We start from the raw sequence: 24397 nt of genomic DNA, 5'->3' as shown, positions 1-24397 counted from the left end.
CACGCCGCGCGGGCAGTATCTATCAGTTGAACAGGCCGAAGAAGAACAGACGGATGCTATCCCAGAAGCGACGGAAAAAGCCGCCTTCCTCGATATTTTCGAGGGCGATCAGGTTGGCTGTCTCCAGCACCTCGTCACCCATGCGCACTTCGACCTGGCCGATCACGTCGCCCTGTTTGATAGGCGCCATCAACTGAGGCTTGAGGCTGATGCTGGCATCCAGCTTCTCTGCCTGGCCACGCGGCAGCGTCAGGGTCAGGTCGTCCGCCAGGCCGGCCTTGAGCGTGGCGCTCTTGCCTTTCCAGACTTGTGCCTGCGCCAGCTCGACGCCTTTGCGCCGCAGCGTGCGGGTCTCGAAGAAACGGAAGCCGTAGGTCAGCAGCTTTTGCGTCTCGGCCGCGCGGGCCTGCTCGCTGTTGGTACCGAACACCACGGTGATCAGGCGCATGCCATCACGTACGGCGGACGCCACCAGGCAGAAGCCGGCTTCCTCGGTGTGGCCGGTCTTGAGGCCATCGACGGTCTTGTCGCGCCACAGCAGCAGGTTGCGGTTGGGCTGCTTGATGTTGTTCCAGAGGAATTCCTTCTGCGCATAGATGGCGTAGTGCGCCGGGTCCTCATAGATGATCGCACGAGCCAGCTTGGCCATGTCGCCCGCCGAGGAATAGTGCTCAGGGTCCGGCAGGCCGGTGGCATTCATGAAGTGCGAATTGGCCATGCCCAGGCGCTGGGCCGTGCTGTTCATCAGGTCGGCGAAAGCCTCTTCGCTACCCGCGATGTGCTCGGCCAGGGCAACACTGGCGTCGTTGCCGGACTGGATGATCACGCCATGCAGCAGGTCATCGACGGACACCTGCGTGTTGACCTGCACGAACATGCGCGAGCCGCCGGTGCGCCAGGCCTTCTCGCTGATGGTGACCATGTCGTTGTCGCTGATCTGGCCCTTCTGGATCTCCAGGGTGGCGATATAGGCCGTCATCAGCTTGGTCAGGCTGGCCGGGGGCAGGCGCTCGTCGCCATTGCTCTCGATCAGCACCTTGCCGCTGTCGGCGTCCATCAGCACATAGGACTTGGCCGCCAGTTGCGGCGCGGAAGGCATGGCGGGTGCGGCCGAGAGTATCGGCGAGGCCACAAACAGAGCCAGCAGGCTCATACGTTGCAAGACAGTGGTTATGTTCATCGTATCTCGAAAAGGCAGTTTGACGACGTGAGTGAGAAGCCGGCTCAATCGGCCCGGACTTGTCTGGGTTGTCCCAGGTTGGCCTGGAGCACGCTCTGTTCCAGGCGTGCTGCTTCATCCGCGGAGGCGATGGGCCCCAGGCGGACACGGTGCAGCACCTGTTCATTGAGTACCACGGAGCTGACGAAGACCGGTGTGGAGACCATGGTAGTCAGCTTGTCCTTGAGCAGTTCCGCCGCATCCGGGTTGGCGAATGCACCGACCTGCAGGAACAGGCCGGCAGCCGAATGGTTCGCCGCCTGCCGCTCGAGCTGGACCGGCACCACCGCTGCCGCATGCTGGGCGGCGGGCGGCGTGTACTGCTCCACGGGTTGTGCGGCAGTCCTGGCCAGGGAAGTGGTAGCGACCTGTTGCGGTTGCGCCAGCACCTTGGGCACCGGCTGGCCGCGTTGCGCCCACCACTGCTCGGGGTCGATGCCTTCGACGCGAACCTGAGCCGTGCCGCTTTCGGCATAGCCGAGCTTCTTCGCCGCCGCGAAGGACAAGTCGATGACACGGTCGGAATAGAACGGCCCACGGTCATTGACCCGCAGGACCACGCTCTTGTTGTTCGCCAGGTTGGTCACCTTGACGTAGCTCGGCAACGGCAGCGTCTTATGCGCGGCACTCATGCCGTACAAGTCGTATTTCTCGCCATTGGCGGTCAGTTGCCCATGGAACTTGGTGCCGTACCAGGACGCCGTGCCGTTCGCCCGGTAGCTGCGGCCATCACCAATCGGGTAGTAGGTCTTGCCCAGCACCGTGTAGGGGCTGGCCTTGACCGGGCCGTAGTGAGGCATGGGAATGGCATCGGGAATCTGCGAGACATCCACTTCCCACCAGGGCGCGCCATCCCTATCGGGGCGCGAGAAGTTGCCCGGCCCGCTGATACCACTCGGCTTCTGCGCAACGCTGCCAGAAGGCGTGGAAGGCGACGAGGAACAGCCCGCGAGCACCACGGCGGCAATCGCCAGTGTCAGTACATGCCTCATCACTGCTGCCCCCGCGCCTTGGCCAGGGCATCGGCGAGCTGGTTGACCGCCAGGGCATACATGACACTGCGGTTGTAGCGCGTGATCACATAGAAATTCGGCAGGCCGATCCAGAACTCATCGCCATCGGCGCCCTCCAGGCGGAAGGCCGTGACCTTGGTGTCGTCTGCGATAGGCGTGGCCGGCTTCCAGCCCAGCTCGCGCAGTTGCGCGGCATTCAGGCTCGGCTCCAGGCCCTGGGTCAGGCCTTCCTCGAAACGCTTGCCGCCGACCGTGGCGCGCACCGCGACACCGCTACCGGCCACCCAGCCATGGCGCTTGAAGTAGTTGGCTGCGCTACCGATGGCATCGGTGGGGTTGTTCCAGATATCGATATGGCCATCGGCATCGAAGTCCACGGCGTAGGCGCGGAAACTGCTCGGCATGAACTGCGGCAATCCCATCGCACCGGCGTAGGAGCCCTTGAGACTCAGCGGGTCGACCTGCTCCTCGCGAGTCAGCAGCAGGAACTCCTTGAGCTCCTTGCGGAAAAAGGGCTGTCGCGGCGGATAGTCGAAACCGAGGGTGGCCAGGGCATCGATCACACGGTAATTGCCAGTATTGCGGCCATAGAAGGTTTCCACACCGATGATCGCCACGATGAACTGGGCAGGTACACCGTATTCGGTCTCGATCCGCGCCAGCGCATCCTGGTTCTGGCGCCAGAAATCGACGCCCTGGGCGATCCGCGCATCGGTGATGAAGATCGGCCGGTACTCGCTCCACGGGCGCACCCGCTCGGCCGGACGTGAAATGGCATCGAGGATGGCCTGCTTGCGCTCGGCCTGGGCCAGCAGCTCAGCCAGTTGCTCGCTGGCAAAGCCGTATTCGCTGGCCATCTCGGAGATGAAACCCGCCACTTTCTCACCCTGGTAGTCACTCGCCTGTACGCCCATGGCGCCAACCAGACCAAGCCCACAGAGCACTCGCGCCAACTGCCTACAGCCTAAGGAAATCAAGAAATAGTCTCTCGTCAAACCTGCGCGATCCACTTGCGATGGGTGTGGATCGACATCAAAACCCCGAACCCTGACAGCAGGGTCACCAGTGAAGTTCCGCCATAGCTGATGAAGGGCAGAGGCACCCCCACCACAGGCAGAAGCCCGCTCACCATCCCGATGTTGACGAAGACGTAGACGAAGAAGGTCATCGTCAACGCCCCGGCCAGCAACTTGCCGAACAGTGTCTGGGCCTGCACCGTAATCACCAGCCCGCGGGCGATCAACAGCAGATACACCAGCAGTAACAAACAGACGCCGACCAGGCCGAACTCCTCCGCCAGGACGGCAATGATAAAGTCCGTGTGGCTTTCCGGCAAAAAATCCAGATGAGACTGGGTGCCCTGCAACCAGCCCTTGCCGAACACGCCGCCCGAACCTATCGCAGCCTTGGACTGGATGATGTTCCAGCCCGTTCCGAGCGGATCGCTCTCAGGGTCGAGAAAGGTCAGCACACGCTGCTTCTGGTAGTCGTGCATGACGAAGTACCACATGCCGACAGCCACCGGCACCACCGCCGTCACGGCCATGCAGATCCAGCTCCAGCGCAGCCCGGCGATGAACAGTACGAACGCGCCCGAAGCCAGGATCAGCAGGGCGGTGCCCAGGTCGGGCTGCTTGACGATCAGCGCGAAAGGCACGGCAATCAGCACCAGGCTTATGACGGTGTGCTTGAAACTGGGCGGCAGGCTGCGGGTCGAGAAGTACCAGGCGATGGTCATCGGCATGATGATCTTCATGAACTCCGACGGCTGGAAGCGAATCACGCCCGGGATGTTGATCCAGCGTGTCGCCCCCATCGCGGTATGCCCCATGAACTCCACCGCCAGCAGCAACCCGACCACCCCCAGGTAGCCCAGTGGTGCCCAGCGGGCCATGAAACGCGGCTCCAGTTGGGCAATGACCAGCATCGCCAGCAACCCCAGGCCGAAGGAGCTGGACTGCTTGAGCAGCATGTCCCAGTGCTTGCCGCTGGCCGAATAGAGGATGAACAGGCTGCCGGCCGCCAGAATCAGCAACAACAGCAACAGCGGTCCATCGAGGTGCGCCCGCTGCAACAGGCTGGCGCGGCGGCGCAGGACATCCTGGTTCGACAGCGTACGATCGAAATTGCCACTCATGGCGTCACCACCTCGGGCTGGGACTGGGGCTGCGCCGGGTCGTACTCGGCTTTCAGTTTGCCATCCTTGTCCAGCAGCCAGGCATCCATCACAGCCTTGACCACCGGCGCGGCGACGCCGGAACCGGACTCGCCGTTCTCCACCATCACTGCCACCACGATCTCGGGTTTCTCGATGGGGGCGAAGCCGACGAACAGGGCATGGTCGCGGTGCCGCTCGGCCAGGCGACCGCTGTCATAGCGCTCGCCCTGCTTGATCGCCACCACCTGGGCCGTACCGCTCTTGCCGGCGATGCGGTAAGGCGAGCCTTCGCCGATCTTGCGGGCCGTTCCGCGCGCCCCATGCACCACCTGCTCCATACCGTGGATGGCGTATTCCCAGTAGCGCGGATCACGCAGCTCGATATCCGCCGGCGCATCCGGATCGACCACTGGCGTGCCATCGAGGCTGCGCGCCAGGTGCGGGCGAATCCACTTGCCACGGGTCGCCATCAGCGCCGTGGCCTGCGCCAGTTGCAGCGGCGTGGCCTGCATATAGCCCTGGCCGATGCCGAGGATCACGGTTTCCCCCGGGTACCAGGCCTGGCGGTAACGTGCGCGCTTCCACTCGCGCGACGGCATCAACCCGGCAGTCTCTTCCTGCATGTCCAGCGCGACGCGCTGGCCCAGGCCGAAGCGGGTCATGTAGTCATGCATGCGGTCGACGCCCATCTTGTGCGCCATGTCGTAGAAGTAGGTATCGTTGGAACGCATGATGGCCAGCGTCAGGTCGACCCAGCCATCACCGCTGCGGTTCCAGTTGCGGTACTTGTGCTGGACATTGGGCAACTGGAAGTAGCCAGGGTCGAAAACGCGGCTGGTCGGCGTGATGACGCCGGCATCCAGCCCGGCCACCGCCATCATCGGCTTGATGGTCGAACCGGGCGGATAGAGCCCGCGCAGCACACGGTTGTATAGCGGGCGGTCGATGGAATCGCGCAGTTCGCCATAGTCCTTGAAACTGATGCCAGTGACGAACAGGTTCGGGTTGAAGCTCGGCTGGCTGACCATCGCCAGCACTTCGCCGGTCTGCGGCTGTAACGCCACGATGGCACCGCGACGCCCAGCCAGCGCCGCTTCGGCGGCTTCCTGCAGGTCCAGGTCGAGGGTCAGCACCAGATCCTGGCCAGGCGTAGGATCGGTGCGCTTGAGTACGCGCAGGACTCGCCCTCGGGCGTTGGTCTCGACTTCCTCATAGCCCACCTGGCCATGCAGCACGTCTTCGTAGAACTTCTCGATACCGGTCTTGCCGATATGGTGCGTGCCGCTGTAGTTGACCGGATCGAGGTTTTTCAGCTCGGTCTCGTTGATACGCCCGACATAGCCGACCGAGTGGGCGAAGTGCTTGTCCTGTGGGTAATGACGCACCAGTTGCGCCGCCACGTCGACGCCCGGCAGGCGGAACTGATTGACCGCAACCCGGGCGATCTGCTCTTCGTTCAGCTCGTACATGATCGGCACCGGCTCGAATGGCCGACGCCCTTGCAGCACGCGCCGTTCGAACAGCTCACGCTCTTCGGCGGACAGCTCCAGCACCTCGACCACCACATCCAGCACCGCCCGCCAGTCTCCCGCTCGCTCGCGCGTCACGGTCAGGCTGAAACTCGGCCGGTTATCGGCAATGACCCGCCCGTTGCGGTCGAAGATCAACCCGCGATTGGGTGGAATCGGCTGCACATGGACGCGATTGTTCTCCGACAGCGTCGAGTGGTAGTCGTACTGGATCACCTGCAGGTAGTACATGCGGGCGATCAGCACGCCCATCATCAACAGCACCACCGAAATACCCACGATCACACGACGACGCACCAGTCCGGCGTCCTTCTCATGGTCTTTCAGGTGGATGGGCTGGGGCATGGCGAAGGGAGTTCCAAGCGCTATTTGTGATACGGATGGCCGGACAACAGCGTCCAAGCACGATAAATCTGCTCACCGACCAGAATCCGCACCAACGGATGCGGCAAGGTCAGCGGCGACAGCGACCAGCGCTGCTCGCTACGCGCACAGACCTGCGGCGCCAGCCCTTCCGGACCGCCCACCATCAGGTTGACGGGACGCGCATCGAGCCGCCAGCGGTCAAGCTCGGCAGCCAGTTGCTCGGTGCTCCAGGGGCGCCCGGTCACCTCGAGGGTGACGATGCGTTCGCCCGGCAACACCTTGCTCAGCATCGCATCGCCTTCCTGGCGAATCAGCCGTGTGACATCGGCATTCTTGCCGCGGGTGTGCAGGCCGATCTCCACCAGTTCCAGCGACAGCTCGCCCGGCAGGCGCTTGGCGTACTCCTGCCAGCCGTCCTCGACCCAGCGCGGCATCTTCGAGCCAACGGCGATCAGCTTGAGCTTCACTTATTCGGCTTCACCGGCATGTTGCGCACGGCTCTGCTCGGCGCCCTGCCACAACCGTTCCAGGTCGTAGAACTGGCGAGTCGGCACCTGCATCACATGCACCACCACATCGCCCAGGTCGAGCAGCGCCCACTCCCCGCCGTCCAGCCCTTCGCTGCCGATGGGACGTACACCCTGCTCCTTGACCTTCTCCAGCACGTTGTCGGCCATGGACTTCACATGGCGGCTGGACGTGCCGCTGGCGATCACCATGAAATCGGTGACGCTGGTCTTGCCTTGCACGTCGATGATGACGATGTCCTGCCCCTTGAGTTCTTCCAGGGCTTCGACCGCCACTTTGACCAGAGCTTCATTCTGCATAACGTAAGTACAACCTCAGTTCGACGCCCGGTACAGACCGTGCGCATTGATATAAGCCAGTACGGCATCCGGGACGAGAAAACGGACCGTTCTGCCGCTGGCGAGAAACCTGCGAATCTGTGTAGCGGATATTTCCAGTGGCATCTGCCAGACGAAGGCGATCTGCCCCGCGCCGCCACTCATTGCCTGTACATTCGAGACACTGCGCGCCGCCAGCAGGTTACGCAGCGCATCCGGCGTCTCGTTACCGGTATCCGGCCGTTGCAGCACCAGGATGTGACACAGCTCCAGCAACTCCTGCCAACGGTGCCAGCCGGGCAAGCCACAAAAGGCATCCCAGCCCAGCAACAGGAACAACTGGTCATCGTCCGCCAGTTCCTGGCGCAGCGACTCCAGCGTCTCCACCGTATAGGAAGGCCGCTCACGCTCCAGTTCACGCGCATCGACCATCAGCGGCGGCAAATCCGCCACCGCCAGTTGCACCATGGCCAGACGGTCCTCGGCACTGCTGTTCGGCGTCTCCCGGTGTGGCGGCCTGGCGCATGGCACCAGGCGCAGCTCATCGAGCCCCGCCAGCTCCGCGACCTCCAGCGCACCGCGCAGATGCCCGATGTGCACAGGGTCGAAGGTTCCACCGAAAACGCCGATACGACGGCCCATCAAGTACGGACGTGACCGTCGCCGAACACCACGTACTTCTCGCTGGTCAGCCCTTCCAGGCCGACCGGGCCGCGCGCATGCAGCTTGTCGGTGGAAATGCCGATTTCCGCACCCAGGCCGTACTCGAAACCGTCGGCGAAACGGGTCGAGGCATTGACCATCACCGAGCTGGAGTCCACCTCGGTGAGGAAGCGCCGGGCATCGGTGAAGTTCTCGGTGACTATGGCGTCGGTGTGCTGCGAACCATAGCGATTGATGTGCTCGATGGCCTCGTCCAGCGAGTCGAGGATACGAATCGACAGGATCGGCGCATTGTACTCGGTCGCCCAATCCTCCTCGCTGGCCGCGTTGACGGCATCGCCTAGCAGCTCACGGGTGCGCGGGCAGCCACGCAGCTCGACGCCCTTCTGCGTGTAGATAGCCACCAACGGCGGCAACACGCGGGCAGCGACATCGCCATGCACCAGCAGCGTCTCCATGGTGTTGCATGGCGCGAAGCGCTGGGTCTTGGCGTTGTCGGCGATGCGCACGGCCTTGTCGATGTCGGCCGCGCGGTCGACATAAACGTGACAGATACCGTCGAGGTGCTTGATCACCGGCACCTTGGCCTCACGGCTGATGCGTTCGATCAGGCCCTTGCCGCCACGCGGCACGATCACATCGACGAACTCCGGCATGCTGATCAGCGCACCCACGGCGGCGCGGTCGGTGGTTTCCACCACCTGCACCGCCGCTGCCGGCAGGCCGGCCTCCTCCAGCCCCTGGGCGATGCAGCGGGCAATCGCCTGGTTGGAGTGGATCGCCTCGGAGCCGCCGCGCAGGATGGTGGCATTGCCCGACTTCAGGCACAGGCTGGCGGCATCGATGGTCACGTTGGGACGCGACTCATAGATGATACCGACCACACCGAGGGGCACGCGCATCTTGCCGACCTGAATACCCGAGGGCAGGTAGCGCATGTCGCGTATTTCGCCAATCGGGTCGGGCAGCGTCGCGACCTGGCGCAAGCCTTCGATCATCTCGTCGACACGCTTGGGCGTCAGCGCCAGGCGGTCGAGCATGGCTTCGTCCAGGCCGTTCGCGCGCCCGGCCTCAAGATCTTTCGCATTGGCTACGGCCAGCGCCTCGCGCGCCTGGTCCAGCGCCGTGGCGGCCGCCTGCAGCGCACGATTCTTCTGCGCCGTGCTGGCGCGCACGAGCACCCGGGAAGCCTCCCGCGCAGCGCGGCCCAGCCGGGTCATGTAATCGAGCACGGTCTCGCTCATGGCGTTCTACCCTGACGAAAAGGAAAGCGGCAGATTATAGCCGGACCAGAGGCTTACGCACAGCGGCAGGCAGCAGACCCGGCGACCTCCGGTCAACCCACGCCCACGATCCGGCTTCCAGCTTGCAGGCTCTGGCGTGCAGCTTGTACCTTGCCACTTTTCCTGTTGCAGCATGAGCACCATGTCCCAGAGATCTTCAAGCACCGATATCCTCATCGTCGGCGGCGGCATCGCCGGCCTCTGGCTGAACGCCCGACTGCGCCGCCAGGGTTACAGCACCCTGCTCGTCGAGCGCAGCGAGCTGGGTGCTGGCCAGACGCTCAGGTCCCAGGGCATCATCCATGGCGGCACCAAATACGCGTTGAGCGGCATGCTCACTGGCGCCTCCGAAGCCATCGCAGACATGCCGCAACGCTGGCGCGAAGCCCTGGCGGGTACGGGTGAGCTGGACCTGCGCGGCGTGCGCGTGCTGTCAGACGCGCACTATCTGTGGTCGCCCGGCAGCCTGGCCGGCAACCTGACCAGCTTCTTCGCCAGCAAGGCCGTGCGCACCCGGGTCGGACAGGTCAAGGGCAACGAGCTGCCCCTGCCGCTGCAACACCCTGGTTTCAAGGGCAAGGTCTACCGCCTGAGCGAACTGGTGCTGGACGTCCCCAGCCTGGTCGCACGAATGGCCGAACTGGCCGGGGACAGCCTGGTCGCCTGCCAGACGATCGAGCCACTGCATGAAAACGACGAACTGATCGGCCTGGTCCTTGACGGCCACGCCGTCCGCGCACGGCGCATCATCCTCACCGCCGGTGCCGGTACGGCGGACCTGCTGCAGCGGCTTGGCCTGCAACAACCGGCCCAGCAGTTGCGCCCGCTGCACATGGTGATGCTCAAGGGGCCGACCCTGAAACCGCTTTTCGCCCACTGCCTGGGCGGCGGCAGCAAACCGAGGATCACCGTGACCAGCCACCCCGCCGCTGACGGCCAGTGGATCTGGTACCTGGGCGGGGAACTGGCCGAGGCCGCAGGCGTGGCCCGCGACGAGGCCGCACAGATCGGCGCTGCCAAGCGCGAACTGGCCGACCTGCTGCCCTGGCTCGACCTGTCGGCCGCGCAATGGGCCACCCTGCGGGTGGATCGCGCCGAACCGGCGCAATCCAACCAGGCACGCCCCGACAACGCCTTCCTCGCAGAACAGGGCCGCCTGCTGGTGGGCTGGCCGACCAAGCTGGCGCTCTCGCCCGACCTGGCCGACCGCGTCATCGCGCACCTGCAGCACCAGAGCATCAAGCCCGCACAGCACGAGCCCGGCCCTGCATTCCCGCGACCCGTGACCGGACAGCCATTCTGGACAGGGCTGCTGTCATGAGCCTCAGCCTGCATGACCTCCACCGCCCGTTAGGCAGCAGCGGCCTACGGGTTTCGCCCCTGGGCCTGGGCACCGTCAAGCTGGGCCGCGACCAGGGCGTCAAATACCCCAACGGCTTTCGCATTCCCGACGACCAGCAGGCCCGCGAACTGCTGCATCTGGCCCGCGAACTGGGCATCAACCTGATCGACACCGCACCAGCCTATGGCGTCAGCGAGGAACGTCTTGGCCCACTGCTACGCGGCCAGCGGGATGACTGGGTGATCGTCAGCAAAGTGGGCGAGGAGTTCGAAGACGGCCAGTCACGCTTCGACTTTTCCGCCGCGCACACACGCTTTTCGGTGGAGCGCAGCCTGCGGCGCCTTGGCACCGATCGCCTGGAAATGCTGCTGGTACACTCGGACGGCAATGACCTGGACATCCTGCGCAACAGCGAGGTGTACCCCACCCTTGCCGAACTCAAGCGCGAAGGCAAGATTCTCGCCTACGGCTTCTCCGGCAAGACCGCCGAAGGCGGACTGCTGGCCCTGGAACAGGGCGACTGTGCGATGGTCACTTATAACCTGAACGAGCGCGCCGAGCAGCCGGTCATCGACTATGCCGCGCAACACGGCAAGGCGATCCTGGTCAAGAAGGCGCTGGCCAGCGGGCATGCCTGCCTGGCCGACGGAGAGGATCCGCTGCAACGCAGCTTTACCCTGCTGTTCGAACAACCTGGCGTCACCAGCGCCATCGTCGGCACCATCAACCCGGCGCACCTGCGCGGCAATGTGGAGATGGTGGCGAAAATCCTGAGTCAGTGAGCAACGGAGCGAGTACAGCCCATGTCCACCATTCTGTTGCGCAAGACCCCCGGACACTTCAAGACACTGCCGCTGTCCGTCGAGGCGACCCCGGAACAACTGGTCTATCGCGGCCTGGGCCAGCCATTGGCCTTCAGCGAAATGCTGGAGCGGCGGAGCGCCATCAGCGTCGATGACCCGCACCGTTTCTCGGTGGAACTGGCCAACCTGGGCGTATCGGTGCGCCTGACGCTCTCCTGGCAGGGCCAGGATTACTGGGTCCTGGTGCGGCAGAAACGCAACGATCGCGGCGACGAAGTGCTGAAGATGATTTCAGGCTACGTCCCGGCCCAGGAAGTGGGACTGCCACTGCTGACCGCGATTCAGGAAGTCGCCGAGGAATGCCTGCTGGAAACACCCCAGGGCTGGCTGGCCGGACGCTTTGGCGAGACCTGGCTGCCTGCACCCTACGAGAGCAGCCTGGACTACCGGGAAACCCCAACCTTCGCCCTCAGTTCCCTGAGCGGCGCCGCACGCCAGCTCTACCATGGCACGCAAGCGTTGCTGGAACGCCCGCGCGCCTATGTCCACCTGCCCACGGCATCGCTGCAACTGGTCTACGACATGCGCCTGGACGTTCCCGACGAGGCCCGTCAGTTGAGCCTCTACCATGTCGACGAATGCCTAGAGGAAGGCCAGTTGATCGCGCGTTTGCGCCGCGACCAGCCCGACCTCTACCTGATCCCGCTGGAACATGGACGCCCCTGTGCGGAACTGCTGACACTGACCAAAGGCAAGCCCAAGCGCCAGGACACCCGCGACATCTGGCTGTCCGAAGGCTTTGCCGCCCAGCAGGGCTGGGTCGTGCAGGAGGAGCGCATACGTTGGGAAGAGTGGCTAGACAACGTGCGCCCCTGAAGACCGGCACCGAGCTGCGAGCTGCGAGCTGCGGTGCGCGTGGCGCACTACTGGTTGCGGATCTTCTCGACGATGGACGTGGTGGAGCTGTTTTCCACCAATCCCAGCACCCGCACTTCGCCGCCGTAGGCACGTACCAGATCGGCGCCCACTACCTGCTCGATGCCGTAGTCGCCGCCCTTGACCAGCACGTCCGGCTTGATCTGGCGTAGCAGGTTCTCCGGCGTGGCCTCGGCGAAGCTGACCACCCAGTCCACCGCCTCGAGCCCGGCCAGCACCGCCATGCGCCGGTCCACCGTATTGATCGGCCGGCCCGGACCTTTCAGGCGACTGACCGAAGCATCGTCATTGACCGCTACCACCAGGCGGTCACCCTGGGCACGCGCCTGTTCCAGATAGGTCACATGGCCGGCATGCAGGATATCGAAGCAACCGTTGGTGAAGACCACCCGCTCGCCCTGGGCGTGTGCATCCTCGATCACCGGCAGCAGTTGTTCGAGGCTCATCACACCGCGCCCCGAGCCCTCTTCGCGCTGCATCGCGCGGCGCAGCTCCGGCGCACTGATCGCCGCCGTGCCGAGCTTGCCGACGACGATACTGGCCGCCAGGTTGGACAGTGCCACCGCCAGCGGCAACGCTTCGCCAGCAGCCAGCACCGCCGCGACGGTGGAGATCACCGTGTCGCCGGCCCCAGTCACGTCGAAAACCTCGCGGGCACGCGCCGGCAGGTGCAAGGCCGGCTGCCCCGGACGCAGCAAGGTCATGCCATGCTCGCTGCGCGTCACCAGCAGCGCCCCCAGCTCAAGTTGCTCCATCAGCGCCGCGCCCTTGGCCACAAGGTCCGCCTCATCGACACACTTGCCGACCACGCCCTCGAACTCGCCCAGGTTCGGCGTGATCAGCGAAGCGCCACGGTACACCTCGAAATCCTTGCCCTTGGGATCGGCCAGCACGGGAATACCACGCAAGCGAGCGGCACGGATCAGCGCCTGGTGATCCTTCAAGACGCCCTTGCCATAGTCGGACAGCACCAATACCCGCACGCCGTCCAACAAGCCCTCGACGGACGCCTGCAAGGCCGCCGTATCGGTATCGAATGACTCCTCGAAGTCCATCCGCAGCAGTTGCTGGTGACGGCTCAGCACACGCAGCTTGACGATGGTCGGCTGATGTTCGATGGCCTGGAAATGAGCCTCGACACCGGCCGCCTGCAAGCTGTCGACCAGGCTCTGACGCGCCTCGTCCGCCCCCGTGACCCCCACCAGCGCCACCGGCGCACCGAGGGCGGCGATGTTCAACGCCACGTTCGCCGCGCCACCCGGGCGATCCTCGATCTGCTCGACCTTGACCACTGGTACCGGCGCTTCCGGGGAGATGCGCGACGTTGCGCCATGCCAGTAACGATCGAGCATGACATCACCAACCACCAGTACCGGCGCCTGGTCGAAACGGGGCATGGACAACTTCATCGGGCGACTCCGCAGGAAAAACGGAGCCAAGAATAACAGGGCTGGACGCTTCAGGCTTCAGGCAAGCACGTCCACCCAAGGCAATCGCATGACACTTTTCTCCCCTCGCCCACCCGTGGGAGAGGCACCGGGGGAGAGGGCTATTGCGCCCGCCACCCTCTCCCCGGCCCTCTCCCGCAAGCGGGAGAGGGGGTAAAACATCATGCAATTAACCTGCACGCCTACGCTCAATACGAGCGAAATTCCTTGTGGCACAGCGAGCAGGCATCCTCGACCTGCTGGAAGGCCGGGGCGACTTCCGAAGGCTTCAAGGGCTGCACCTGGCTCGCAGCGAGCAAGGCCGAAGTGGTCACCTCCAGTGCTCGCGCCAGCTCATTGAAGCGCGCCTGCTTCTCCCAGACCTCGTCGCGCGCGTCGGACTCCTTCTCGCGCACCTCGGGGTAGTGCTGCCAGGGCTGGCTCGACAGCTCGTCCAGCTTCACCGCGCCAATCGCGAACGCCTGACCGTCGAACGGCATGCGGCCACGCAACATGCCGCCCAGGTTTTCCTTGGCATCGAGCATCTGCTGGAAAATCGCCTTGCGCTTGCCCAGCGGGGAATCGGGATCGACACCGCCGCAGCCAGCCAGGACCAGCGCCGCAACCACGAACACCCCCAGAACTCTCAGTTTCATCGTTCAACCGCTCAACCATACGGAAAACGTGGATTATCCTCGCTGGCGGTCCAGCAAACAAATGGGCTGTGTTACGGAATCCTCACGAGCGGCCGTGCGCCGGTAGGGTGGCGCATGGATATGGCGCATGCCCGGGGCATTGCGCTTCCGGCTTCAACCGTCACGCCCAGGCTTGGGTGATTCCCCCACTACCGCTATAATCGCCGCCGATCACACGACCGGCACCGTCCGGTCGTGCCCGCCACCTGTCCGAGGGGCGCTGCAGCAAGCATGGCTTGTCAGGCTCGGATGGGGCGTTAACCACACGCATCAACGGCGCCCATCGGACTGCGTGAAAACGTAGCGAACGAAGGACCGGCAAGGCAGAAACAGGCGCGGAAGCGGAGTTTACGACTGTAAATGTGCATTCCAAGCCCGCTTCTGACACAGCCAGTCCGAGCGCCGTAGTTTTCACGCAGTCCGATCGCAGACAACGAATGGAGAGTTACTGCATGAGCGCTGCTTTTACCGACTATAAAGTCGCTGATATTTCCCTGGCCGACTGGGGCCGCAAGGAACTGATCATCGCCGAGTCCGAGATGCCGGCACTGATGGGCCTGCGTCGCAAGTACGCGGCCAGCCAACCGCTCAAGGGCGCGAAAATCCTCGGCTGCATCCACATGACCATCCAGACCGGCGTGCTGATCGAGACGCTGACCGCGCTGGGCGCCGAAGTGCGCTGGTCGTCGTGCAACATTTTCTCCACCCAGGACCAGGCCGCTGCCGCCATCGCCGCCGCCGGCACCCCGGTGTTTGCCTGGAAAGGCGAGACCGAAGAAGAGTACGAGTGGTGCATCGAGCAGACCATCCTCAAGGATGGCCAGCCGTGGGACGCCAATATGGTGCTGGACGACGGCGGTGACCTGACCGAAATCCTGCACCAGAAATACCCGCAACTGCTCGAGCGTATCCACGGTGTCACCGAGGAAACCACCACCGGCGTGCACCGCCTGCTCGACATGCTCAAGGCCGGCACCCTTAAAGTCCCGGCGATCAACGTCAACGACGCGGTGACCAAGAGCAAGAACGACAACAAGTACGGCTGCCGCCACAGCCTCAACGACGCCATCAAGCGCGGCACCGACCACCTGCTGTCCGGCAAGCAGGCGCTGGTGATCGGCTACGGCGACGTGGGCAAGGGTTCGGCACAGTCGCTGCGCCAGGAAGGCATGATCGTCAAGGTCTCGGAAATCGACCCGATCTGCGCCATGCAGGCCTGCATGGACGGCTTCGAGCTGGTTTCCCCGTACAAGAACGGCCTCAACGATGGCACCGATGCCAGCATCGACGCCGCGCTGCTGGGCAAGATCGACCTGATCGTCACCACCACCGGTAACGTCAACGTCTGTGACGCCGGCATGCTCAAGGCGCTGAAGAAGCGCGCCGTTGTCTGCAACATCGGCCACTTCGACAACGAGATCGACACCGCCTTCATGCGCGCCAACTGGGCCTGGGAAGAAGTCAAGCCGCAGGTGCACAAGATCCACCGCACCGGCAAGGATGGCTTCGACCCGCACAACGACGACTACCTGATCCTGCTGGCCGAAGGCCGCCTGGTCAACCTGGGTAACGCCACCGGCCACCCGTCGCGCATCATGGACGGCTCCTTCGCCAACCAGGTGCTGGCGCAGATCTTCCTGTTCGAGCAGAAGTTCGCCGACCTCTCCGCCGAGAAGAAGGCCGAGCGCCTGACCGTCGAAGTGCTGCCGAAGAAGCTGGACGAAGAAGTCGCACTGGAAATGGTCAAGGGCTTCGGTGGCGTCGTCACTCAACTGACGTCGAAACAGGCCGACTATATCGGCGTGAATGCCGAAGGCCCGTTCAAGCCGGACACCTACCGCTACTAACAGCAGCCACAAGCTGCAAACCACAAGCTGCAAGCAAGCGCCAAACCGCTCCGCTTGCGGCTTGAGGCTTGTGGCTTGAGCTGGGAAGGGAACCTTCTCCATGTCTCAAGAACGCCGTTACAGCTTCGAGTTCTTCCCGACGAAAACCGAGGCCGGGCATGAAAAACTGCTCAACGTGGCGCGCCAACTGGCGGGCTACAACCCCGATTTCTTTTCCTGCACCTACGGTGCCGGTGGCTCCACCCGCGACCGCACAGTCAACACCGTGTTGCAGCTCGATGGCGAGATCAAGGTCCCGACCGCGCCGCACCTGTCCTGTGTCGGCGACAGCAAGGCCGAGCTGCGCGAACTGCTGAACCTCTACCGCGACAACGGCATCAAGCGCATCGTCGCACTGCGTGGCGACCTGCCTTCCGGCATGGGCATGGCCAGCGGCGAGCTGCGCTATGCCAATGATCTGGTGGAATTCATTCGCACGGAAACCGGCGATCACTTCCACATCGAAGTCGCTGCCTACCCGGAAATGCACCCCCAGGCGCGCAACTTCGAAGACGATCTGCAGAACTTCGTGCGCAAGGCCCAGGCCGGCGCCGACAGCGCCATTACCCAGTACTTCTTCAACGCCGACTGCTACTTCTACTTCGTCGAGCGTGTGCGCAAGCTGGGCGTGGAACTGCCGATCGTGCCGGGCATCATGCCGATCACCAACTACAGCAAGCTGGCACGCTTCTCCGATGCCTGTGGCGCCGAACTGCCGCGCTGGATTCGCAAGCAACTGGAAGCCTATGGCGACGACATCGAGAGCATCCAGGCCTTCGGCGAACAGGTGATCAGCGAGATGTGCGAGAAACTGCTGGCCGGCGGCGCGCCGGGCCTGCACTTCTACACCCTCAACCAGGCCGAACCCAGCCTGGCGATCTGGCACAACCTGAAGCTGTCGAACTGAACGATTCGCGCATCGGCCCGCTCCTATGTCGACCCCGCAGGAGCGGGCTGGCTCGCGAATGGCACACCACTGCCCGCAGAGGTTTCGCCAGCAAGGACGCTCCTGCGCCAGCGAACCCCGCCACAATGGAATCCCCATGCCTGAACGCCTGACGATCAACGCCACCCTCAGCCCCCGTGGCAGCCTGGAAATCCTCTCCCAGCGCGAAGTCCAGCAATTGCGTGAAACCGGCAGCGGCAGCGTCTGCGACCTGTTCCGCCAATGCGCCCTGGCGATCCTCAACACCGGCTCGCACAGCGACAACGCCAAGACCATCCTCGAGGCCTACCCGGATTTCGAGGTGCGCATCCACCAGCAGGATCGCGGCATCCGCCTGGAACTGCTGAACGCGCCGGCCGATGCCTTCGTCGACGGGGAAATGATCGCCAGCACCCGCGAGATGCTGTTCAGCGCCCTGCGCGACATCGTCTACACCCAGAGCCAGCTGGAGCGCAAAGGCGCCGACCTGGGCAGTTCCGAGGGCATCACCGACTACGTGTTCCAGTTGCTGCGCAACGCCCACACCCTACGCAGCGGCAAGGAACCGAAGATGGTGGTGTGCTGGGGCGGCCACTCCATCGGCATGGAGGAATACAAATACGCCAAGCGCGTCGGCCATGAACTGGGGCTGCGCGGGCTGGATATCTGCACCGGCTGCGGTCCCGGCGTGATGAAGGGGCCGATGAAAGGCGCCACCATCGCCCATGCCAAGCAGCGCATCCTCAGCGGTCGCTACCTCGGCCTGACCGAGCCCGGCATCATCGCCGCCGAAGCGCCCAACCCGATCGTCAACGAGCTGGTGATCCTGCCGGATATCGAGAAACGCCTGGAAGCCTTCGTCCGCGTCGGCCACGGCATCATCGTGTTCCCCGGCGGCGTCGGCACCGCCGAGGAATTCCTCTACCTGCTCGGCATCCTCACCCACCCGGACAACCGCGACCTGCCCTTCCCGCTGCTACTCACTGGGCCGAAGTGCGCCGAAGACTACCTGCGCCAGTTGCATGCCTTCATCGGCGCGACCCTTGGCGAGGCGGCGCAACAGCGCTACCAGGTGATCATCGACGATCCGATCGAAGTCGCGCGGCAGATGAAGGCGGGCATACAGGAAGTCACGCAGTTCCGACGCAAGCACGACGATGCGTTCTACTTCAACTGGCTGTTGAAGATCGATGAAGGCTTCCAACGCCCGTTCGAACCGACCCACGCCAACATGGCCAACCTGCCACTGAACCACGACCTGCCCCTGCACGAACTGGCCGCCAACCTGCGTCGGGTGTTCTCCGGCATCGTCGCCGGCAACGTGAAGGAAAACGGCATCCGCCTGATCGAAGAACACGGCCCCTACCAGATCCAGGGCGACCCGACGATCATGCGACCACTGGACCAGCTCCTGCGCGCCTTCGTCGAGCAGCACCGCATGAAGCTGCCAGGCGGCACGGCCTATGAGCCGTGCTATCAGGTCAAGTAGCCGCAGGCGCGGCGAGCGTACTGCCACTGAAAGTACGCTCGCCCGCATACGACCAGGCAATCCGCGCTAGAACGTCCCGCTCAAACTCAGCACGAAGTTACGCGGCTCGCCATAGTAGTTGCCGTTCGATGCACTGCCCACCGTCTGGTAGTACCTGCGGTCCAGCAGGTTGTTGCCATTCAGGCCAAGCGACCAGTGTTCATCGACCTGGTACTCCAGCAGCGCACTCCAGACCGCATAACCACTCTGGGAATAGTCGAACGGAATATTTCTCTCGACCTCCTGCCCATTGCTGTCGAAGCGACTGGCCAGGCCGCTGACATAAGTAGCGCTCTGCACATTGACCCCGGCCCCTGTTCTCCAGCGCGCCAACTGCCCCGGCAGTTGCCAGACACCCCACAACTTGACCGAATGCTTGGGCGTGATCGTGCTCAAGGGAGCACCGCTGCTGCGGTCTTCATTATTGTTGTAGGTGTAGCTGGCGATGCCTTGCAGTCCGGGCAACATTTCGCCGCTGGCCTCCAGCTCGAATCCCTTGCTGATCACCTCGCCCTGGTTCAGGTAGCAGCAGCTCCCGCCAAACAGGACGGAACTGCCCTGGTAGCGATTGTCACGCACCGCGCCATCTTCGCGCTTGGTGTGGAAGATGGCGGCACTGACATTCAGCTTCCCGTCGAGCAGCTCGCCCTTCACCCCGGCCTCGTAGGTCTTCCCGGTCATGGCATCGACCGTCACACCGCTCGTCTCCGGGCCTTTCAACAAGCTCTGCTGCGGCCGGAAGATTTCCGAATAGCTGGAGTAAAGCGACCACTGGGAGTCCAGGGCGTAGATGACGCCGGCATAAGGGACGAAATGCGTTGGCTCGCGCATGGCGATGTTCGAGGACACCTGCCAACTGCCATTCGGCGCGGTGTAGGCATCATGGACTTTCTGCTCGAACTTGTAGCGCGCCAGGCGCCCGCCGATCACGACCTTGAGCGGATCACTCAGTTGCAGCACCAGCTTGGAATAGGCGCCGTACTGCACCTGGGTGTTGGGATCGTAGCGCTCATAGAAGAGCTTGCTGACCGGATAATGATTCCAGGGCGTCGAGCCCACATTGAACACATCAACGCTTCCACCCTTGCCAGACGGCCCGGGCGCCCCTCTCCATTGGCTGGTGACCCGCTGCCAGTCCGCTCCGACCAGCAACTCATGGGTATGGCCAAAGGCGTCGAAGAACCCGGAGAGGTTGAGATCGAAGAGCGTCTGCTTGCTCTTCGAATCCGTGTAACTTCCCAGCCAGATAGGCCCCTTCAAGGTGACGGGGTTGACGGCATTCAGACCAAAGCCACCCAATCCATTGTTGCTGTCATGGGTGTAGGTATAGGCGCTGTTGAGCTTCCAGTTATCGGACAGGGCATGGTCGACCTTGACGAACAGTTCCTGGGAACGAAGGTCCTGATAAGACCAGTTCTGGGTCAGCGACGTGCTGCGGGAAAGCTTCAGGTCGCGCCCGTCGCTATAACGAGGCAACCCCGTTCCCGCGCCATTTTCGTGAACCCGCTCATAACTGCCACCCACGGTCAGCATGGTTTCCGGCGCGATGTCCATTTCCAGCACGCCATAGATGAAGTTCTTTTCCGTGCTGCGTCGGTCCACGAAATACTGTTTATCGGTGTAGGCCGTGACCACCCGCCCGCGCACCGCGCCACTCTCCACGAGAGGCCCGGTCACATCGACTTGCGTACGGTAATTGTCCCAGCTACCCGCCGACACATCGAACTTCGCCTGGAACTCGGGCAGGGCGCGCTTGCGCACGAGGCTGATCATGCCCCCCGGATCAGCCGCCCCCGCGAACAGCGACGCCGAGCCACGCAGTATCTCGACATGGTCATATTCGGCCAGGTCATAGACTTTCCCCGAGTAGAAGCTCCCGGCCTGCCCATTGAACGCCATGGGCATGGCGCCATCGACCTGAATGCTCTGGATGGCGAAACCGCGAGAGTAGAACGCCATCATCCGGCTATTGGAATGCGTGGACGTGATACCGGGTGCAAGGCTCATCGCATCGGCCAGATCGGTCAGATGCCGGTCCTGAATCAGTTGGCTGGTAATGACCGACACCGCCTGCGGTGTTTCCCGCAGGCTGGTCGGGGTCTTCGAACCCACGCTGACCAACCCCGTCGTGTAGCTGCGCGAGTGCTCGGTAGACTCGCCCATGCCCTGGCCAGCGATGATGCTGGTTGTCTCCAGCTCCATCAGTGCGCTTTCAAGGGCGGGGGCCAGCGTTACACTGCCATCCTCCCCCAGTTGCCAACGCAACCCGCTGCCGTACAGAAGTTGCTCCAGCGCCACATCCAGCGCGTAGTCGCCCTTCAACGCCTTGGCGCTCTGCAACCCGCGAGTCAGCTCGGCGCTGTAGAACAGACGAACATTCGCCTGCTCGGCCAGATCGACCAGCGCCGACTCCAGGGATTGGCGTGGGATATCCAGCTCGAGCGCCTGCGCGCTCAATGGCAGGGCAAGCCCCAGGTGAGCCGCAAGAACGGCGGCGGCCAGACGATGGCGTTTCAGGATCATGAAGTTTCCCTTGTGGTTATGGCAGCGTTAAATGCAATCAACTTGCATTCGCGGCCAGGGAGACGAAATCGCTGTGGATTTCTGAACCTGTCGAATGGAATTTTCAGAAATACTGGCTGGTGTAGCCGCAATCGGTGCGCATGGCGCACCCTACGGCGGGCGTCGCTCGCGTGATCGCGAGCCAGTTCTAAGGTGCGTGACGAATCAGGACCAGCCCCGGCAAGCGGGTCATGTCCACTGGCAGGTTATGGCTGATAGCCTCCAGCACAGCCTCGGGTCGGTTGGCGTCGAATACGCCAGTAATGCGCAGCGCCTGCAAATCATCACCGAGCAAAAGCACCCGCCCGGACCGGTAGCGCGCCAACTCATCGAGCACCTCGTCCAGCCGCCGGGACTTGAAGACCATCTTGCCACGCTGCCAGGCACTCGCCTCACTGGCGTCGAAACCGCTCGCCACGGACATTCGGCCATCCAGCCAGTCGATGCGCTGGCTGGCCGTGGTCTCGCGTTCATTACCCTGCTCATCGCTGGCGATGACACGCCCTTCACTGACCAGCAGTCGCCAGTGCTGCGCCTCACCGCTCAGTTCGAAGCGAGTGCCGGTCACTCGCACACGGGCCGCACCCGCCTCGACCACAAAGGGACGCCCAGGATCGGCTGCCACCTGGAAATCGACCTGGCCACGGTAGACACGCACTGTTCGCAACGCCCCGTCCTGCCGCCAGTCGATGGCGCTGCCGCCGTTGAGCCTGAGAACGCTGCCATCCTCCAGAGTCAGGGTCAGGCGCTCCCCCACAGGGACGTAATGATCCGCCCACCCGCGCAACCAGAACGATGGCGGCAGCAGGAAGGCCAGCACCAGGCAGGCAGCCAGGGCGGGCAGCAGGAACCGCCGCAAGCGTCGGCGTGGTACAGGTGGCTCCAGCAACGACGCCTGCTGGGACTGCGGCAATTGCCCCAGCAACGCCCAGAACGCTTGCTGCCGCGCCCATGCCTGTGCGTGTAGAGGATCAGCATCGCACCAGGCCTGCAGTGCCTGCCGCTGCGCGGGTGTGGCACGCCCTGAGTTGAGCAGTACCAGCCACTCCCGCGCTTCAGCCTGGATCGCGTCATCACGGCTCTCGCTCACAGGCTCTCCCCCATCCATTGCTGGCAGTACTCGATGGCCTTGACGACATAACGCCCCGCCATGCTTTCCGACACGCCCAGGCGCTCGCCGATTTCCCGCTGGGTCAGTCCCTCGAAGCGATTCCACAACAGCGCCTGACGCAAGTGCAGGGGCAGACCGGCCAGGGCGCGTTGCAGGCACTCCAGTTGCTGTTGCTGCATGGCTTGCAGCTCCGGCCCGGGAGCGCTCGACTCGATCTGTTCGTCCAGCGCCTCGGCCAACGGCCGTGCCTGTTGCTGCCGGCGATAGTCGATCAGCAGGTTGCGCGCGACCCGGAAGAACAGTGCACGGGCATTTTCCACCGTGTCCTGTGGAGGGTTACGACTCAGGCGCAGGTAAATCTCCTGGCACAGGTCAGCAGCGATCTCATGGCTGCCCAATTGACGAGCGAGGTAGTGCCGCAACTCTCGCGTATGCAACTGGAATTCGTGTGCCAGCAGGCGGGGATCGGAAAGGTCCGACATGTCTTGGGATGTCACCGGAGGCAAGGAAGGCGGCAGGCTATTCCAGGTGACAATGATTTTCAACAAACCACATCGAAAGCCGCCTCGACCGCCCAGCGCATCCGCCCCGCGCCCGCCAACCCGCATGAATCCGCTTCGCCAGCCCTTTGCGCTTCGCCTCGCGGGCTCTATCCTTCCCCGCTCCGGAGGTGGTTATGCAGATTTATAGAGTCGGTGGCGCCGTGCGCGACCGTTTGCTGGGTCGCGATGTGAGTGAAGTGGACTGGGTCGTGGTGGGCGCCAGCGCCGAGGAAATGCTGGCGCAGGGCTTTCGTCCGGTCGGGTCCGACTTCCCGGTCTTCCTGCACCCGGAGAGCGGCGAGGAATATGCCCTGGCACGCACCGAGCGCAAGAGCGGCACGGGCTATGGCGGCTTCGTCTTCCATGCCAGCCCGGAGGTCACGCTGGAACAGGACCTGATCCGCCGCGACCTCACCATCAACGCCATCGCCGAGGATGACCAGGGCCACTTGATCGACCCCTATGGCGGACAACGCGACCTGCAGGCGCGCCTGCTGCGGCATGTCTCGCCCGCCTTCGCCGAAGACCCGCTGCGGGTGCTGCGTGTCGCGCGCTTTCTCGCACGCTATGCACCACTGGGGTTCAGCATCGCCCCGGAAACTCTGGCCCTGATGCGCCAACTGGCCGAATCGGGCGAGCTTTCGGCACTGACCGCCGAGCGCTGCTGGAAGGAAATCTCCCGCGCCCTGATGGAACCGCGCCCGGACCTGTTCATCCAGGCGCTGCGCGACTGCGGTGCCCTGCATGCACTACTGCCCGAGGTGGATGCGCTGTTCGGTGTGCCACAGACGGCCACCCACCACCCGGAAGTGGATACCGGCGTCCACACCCTTATGGCACTGCGTCAATGTGCGCACCATGAACAACCGTTGGGCGTCCGCTGGGCCTGCCTGCTGCACGATGTCGGCAAGGGCCTGACGCCCGAGGCGGAATGGCCGCACCATATCGCCCACGAACACAGGGGCGTGCGCCTGGTGAAATCTATCAACCAGCGCTACAGGGTGCCTCGCGAATTCGCCGAACTGGCCCTGTTGACGACGGAACTGCACACCCATTGCCACCGCGCACTGGAACTCAAGGCCACGACCCTGCTGGAGCTACTACAGCGCTTCGACACCTTCCGCCGCCCGCAGCGCTTCAGTGAATTCGTCGCAGCCTGCGAAATGGATGCCCGTGGTCGCCTGGGTCTGGAGGAACGCCCTTACCCCCAGAGCGCCTACCTGCTGCAAGCCGCGGCACAGGCGCGTGAGGTGGCCGTCCAGCCCCTGCTGGAGCAAGGCCTGCAAGGCGCCGAACTGGGGCAGGCAATAGAACGTGAACGGCTGGAACGCCTGAAACGCTTTCGCGAGCGACACCGCCAGCAACCGGACTGATAACCCGGCATGCGAGCCCTCGGGGCAAGGGCTCGCGGCGTTCATACGCAATCCCCTGTCACTGCCTGCATGAAAACAGCAAATGACGCTTTCACGCCTCGCTGATAGGCTATGCCCCCATACGCCGACTTCGCATAAATTGCGTTTTTTGACGCCAGATTAGCGTCAACATGGCGAAATTATAAAACTGC

Annotated in this window: 21 protein-coding genes and 1 riboswitch; of the genes, 7 read left to right on the top strand and 14 right to left on the bottom strand. The window is 63.6% G+C overall.

What is annotated here, in order from left to right; genetic code table 11:
- Positions 1-22 precede the first annotated feature (22 nt).
- From HW090_RS13985 to HW090_RS13945, 9 genes are all read right to left on the bottom strand, one after another.
- On the bottom strand, positions 23-1180 hold the full coding sequence (locus HW090_RS13985; protein WP_179114088.1) for a D-alanyl-D-alanine carboxypeptidase family protein: 1158 nt from the start codon (positions 1178-1180) through the stop codon (positions 23-25).
- 44 nt (positions 1181-1224) lie between these two features.
- The gene (locus HW090_RS13980; RefSeq protein WP_179114087.1) at positions 1225-2211 is read right to left on the bottom strand and encodes a septal ring lytic transglycosylase RlpA family protein; all 987 of its coding nucleotides are present in this window, start codon (positions 2209-2211) and stop codon (positions 1225-1227) included.
- Positions 2211-3146 carry a lytic murein transglycosylase B gene (gene mltB, locus HW090_RS13975; RefSeq protein WP_179114086.1) on the bottom strand — a complete coding sequence of 312 codons (936 nt, stop codon included), beginning with the start codon at positions 3144-3146 and terminating at the stop codon, positions 2211-2213. The genes HW090_RS13980 and mltB overlap by 1 nt, the downstream gene beginning before the upstream one ends.
- Before the next feature lie 77 nt (positions 3147-3223).
- Positions 3224-4327, bottom strand: a complete 1104-nt coding sequence (rodA, locus tag HW090_RS13970; RefSeq protein WP_179114917.1) for a rod shape-determining protein RodA — start codon at positions 4325-4327, stop codon at positions 3224-3226.
- 38 nt (positions 4328-4365) lie between these two features.
- Positions 4366-6264, bottom strand: coding sequence for a penicillin-binding protein 2 (mrdA, locus tag HW090_RS13965; protein WP_179114085.1), 1899 nt, complete (start codon positions 6262-6264; stop codon positions 4366-4368).
- A gap of 20 nt (positions 6265-6284) precedes the next feature.
- Complete coding sequence (rlmH, locus tag HW090_RS13960) at positions 6285-6752, bottom strand: 23S rRNA (pseudouridine(1915)-N(3))-methyltransferase RlmH (protein ID WP_179114084.1); 468 nt, start codon at positions 6750-6752, stop codon at positions 6285-6287.
- Positions 6753-7112 carry a ribosome silencing factor gene (gene rsfS, locus HW090_RS13955; RefSeq protein ID WP_179114083.1) on the bottom strand — a complete coding sequence of 120 codons (360 nt, stop codon included), beginning with the start codon at positions 7110-7112 and terminating at the stop codon, positions 6753-6755.
- A gap of 15 nt (positions 7113-7127) precedes the next feature.
- The gene (gene nadD, locus HW090_RS13950) at positions 7128-7772 is read right to left on the bottom strand and encodes a nicotinate-nucleotide adenylyltransferase (protein ID WP_179114082.1); all 645 of its coding nucleotides are present in this window, start codon (positions 7770-7772) and stop codon (positions 7128-7130) included.
- On the bottom strand, positions 7772-9037 hold the full coding sequence (locus HW090_RS13945; RefSeq protein ID WP_179114081.1) for a glutamate-5-semialdehyde dehydrogenase: 1266 nt from the start codon (positions 9035-9037) through the stop codon (positions 7772-7774). The genes nadD and HW090_RS13945 overlap by 1 nt, the downstream gene beginning before the upstream one ends.
- A gap of 181 nt (positions 9038-9218) precedes the next feature.
- Between HW090_RS13945 and HW090_RS13940 the strand changes: the two genes are divergently transcribed.
- The 3 genes from HW090_RS13940 to HW090_RS13930 are packed head-to-tail and all read left to right on the top strand — an operon-like array spanning position 9219 to position 12097.
- Entirely contained in the window at positions 9219-10397 is a 1179-nt protein-coding gene (locus tag HW090_RS13940; protein WP_179114080.1) for an FAD-binding oxidoreductase, read from the top strand.
- A complete protein-coding gene (locus HW090_RS13935) occupies positions 10394-11200 on the top strand; it encodes an aldo/keto reductase (protein WP_179114079.1) in 807 nt (268 codons plus the stop codon). The genes HW090_RS13940 and HW090_RS13935 overlap by 4 nt, the downstream gene beginning before the upstream one ends.
- Before the next feature lie 21 nt (positions 11201-11221).
- Positions 11222-12097: a metal ABC transporter ATPase gene (locus tag HW090_RS13930; RefSeq protein ID WP_179114078.1), complete on the top strand. Its 876-nt coding sequence runs from the start codon at positions 11222-11224 to the stop codon at positions 12095-12097.
- A 47-nt stretch (positions 12098-12144) separates the two neighbouring features.
- Here the strand turns inward: HW090_RS13930 and hldE are convergent, their stop codons facing one another.
- Entirely contained in the window at positions 12145-13566 is a 1422-nt protein-coding gene (gene hldE, locus HW090_RS13925; protein ID WP_179114077.1) for a bifunctional D-glycero-beta-D-manno-heptose-7-phosphate kinase/D-glycero-beta-D-manno-heptose 1-phosphate adenylyltransferase HldE, read from the bottom strand.
- Between the two features lie 227 nt (positions 13567-13793).
- Positions 13794-14240: a cytochrome c gene (locus HW090_RS13920; protein ID WP_179114076.1), complete on the bottom strand. Its 447-nt coding sequence runs from the start codon at positions 14238-14240 to the stop codon at positions 13794-13796.
- A gap of 245 nt (positions 14241-14485) precedes the next feature.
- A riboswitch (S-adenosyl-L-homocysteine riboswitch) is annotated at positions 14486-14568 on the top strand.
- A 163-nt stretch (positions 14569-14731) separates the two neighbouring features.
- Between HW090_RS13920 and ahcY the strand changes: the two genes are divergently transcribed.
- The 3 genes from ahcY to ppnN all read left to right on the top strand — a co-directional run bounded on the left by ahcY (position 14732) and on the right by ppnN (position 18579).
- Entirely contained in the window at positions 14732-16126 is a 1395-nt protein-coding gene (gene ahcY / locus HW090_RS13915) for an adenosylhomocysteinase (RefSeq protein ID WP_256930675.1), read from the top strand.
- Between the two features lie 100 nt (positions 16127-16226).
- Positions 16227-17072 carry a methylenetetrahydrofolate reductase [NAD(P)H] gene (gene metF / locus HW090_RS13910; RefSeq protein WP_179114074.1) on the top strand — a complete coding sequence of 282 codons (846 nt, stop codon included), beginning with the start codon at positions 16227-16229 and terminating at the stop codon, positions 17070-17072.
- A 136-nt stretch (positions 17073-17208) separates the two neighbouring features.
- Complete coding sequence (ppnN, locus tag HW090_RS13905; RefSeq protein WP_179114073.1) at positions 17209-18579, top strand: nucleotide 5'-monophosphate nucleosidase PpnN; 1371 nt, start codon at positions 17209-17211, stop codon at positions 18577-18579.
- Between the two features lie 66 nt (positions 18580-18645).
- Here ppnN and HW090_RS13900 read toward each other — a convergent pair whose 3' ends face one another.
- The 3 genes from HW090_RS13900 to HW090_RS13890 all read right to left on the bottom strand — a co-directional run bounded on the left by HW090_RS13900 (position 18646) and on the right by HW090_RS13890 (position 22773).
- A complete protein-coding gene (locus HW090_RS13900) occupies positions 18646-21141 on the bottom strand; it encodes a TonB-dependent receptor (protein ID WP_179114072.1) in 2496 nt (831 codons plus the stop codon).
- Between the two features lie 187 nt (positions 21142-21328).
- Positions 21329-22270 carry a FecR domain-containing protein gene (locus HW090_RS13895; RefSeq protein WP_179114071.1) on the bottom strand — a complete coding sequence of 314 codons (942 nt, stop codon included), beginning with the start codon at positions 22268-22270 and terminating at the stop codon, positions 21329-21331.
- Positions 22267-22773 carry an RNA polymerase sigma factor gene (locus tag HW090_RS13890; RefSeq protein WP_179114070.1) on the bottom strand — a complete coding sequence of 169 codons (507 nt, stop codon included), beginning with the start codon at positions 22771-22773 and terminating at the stop codon, positions 22267-22269. The genes HW090_RS13895 and HW090_RS13890 overlap by 4 nt, the downstream gene beginning before the upstream one ends.
- Positions 22774-22967: 194 nt before the next feature.
- On the opposite strand from HW090_RS13890, the gene HW090_RS13885 reads away from it, so the two are divergent.
- Positions 22968-24206, top strand: coding sequence for a multifunctional CCA addition/repair protein (locus HW090_RS13885; RefSeq protein ID WP_179114069.1), 1239 nt, complete (start codon positions 22968-22970; stop codon positions 24204-24206).
- The last annotated feature ends 191 nt before the right edge of the window (positions 24207-24397 follow it).

The sequence above is a fragment of the Pseudomonas sp. ABC1 genome, assembly GCF_013395055.1.
In the GTDB taxonomy this organism is placed as follows: domain Bacteria; phylum Pseudomonadota; class Gammaproteobacteria; order Pseudomonadales; family Pseudomonadaceae; genus Stutzerimonas.
Note: the sequence above shows the minus strand (reverse complement) of the source record. Positions and strands in the feature narration are given on the sequence as shown.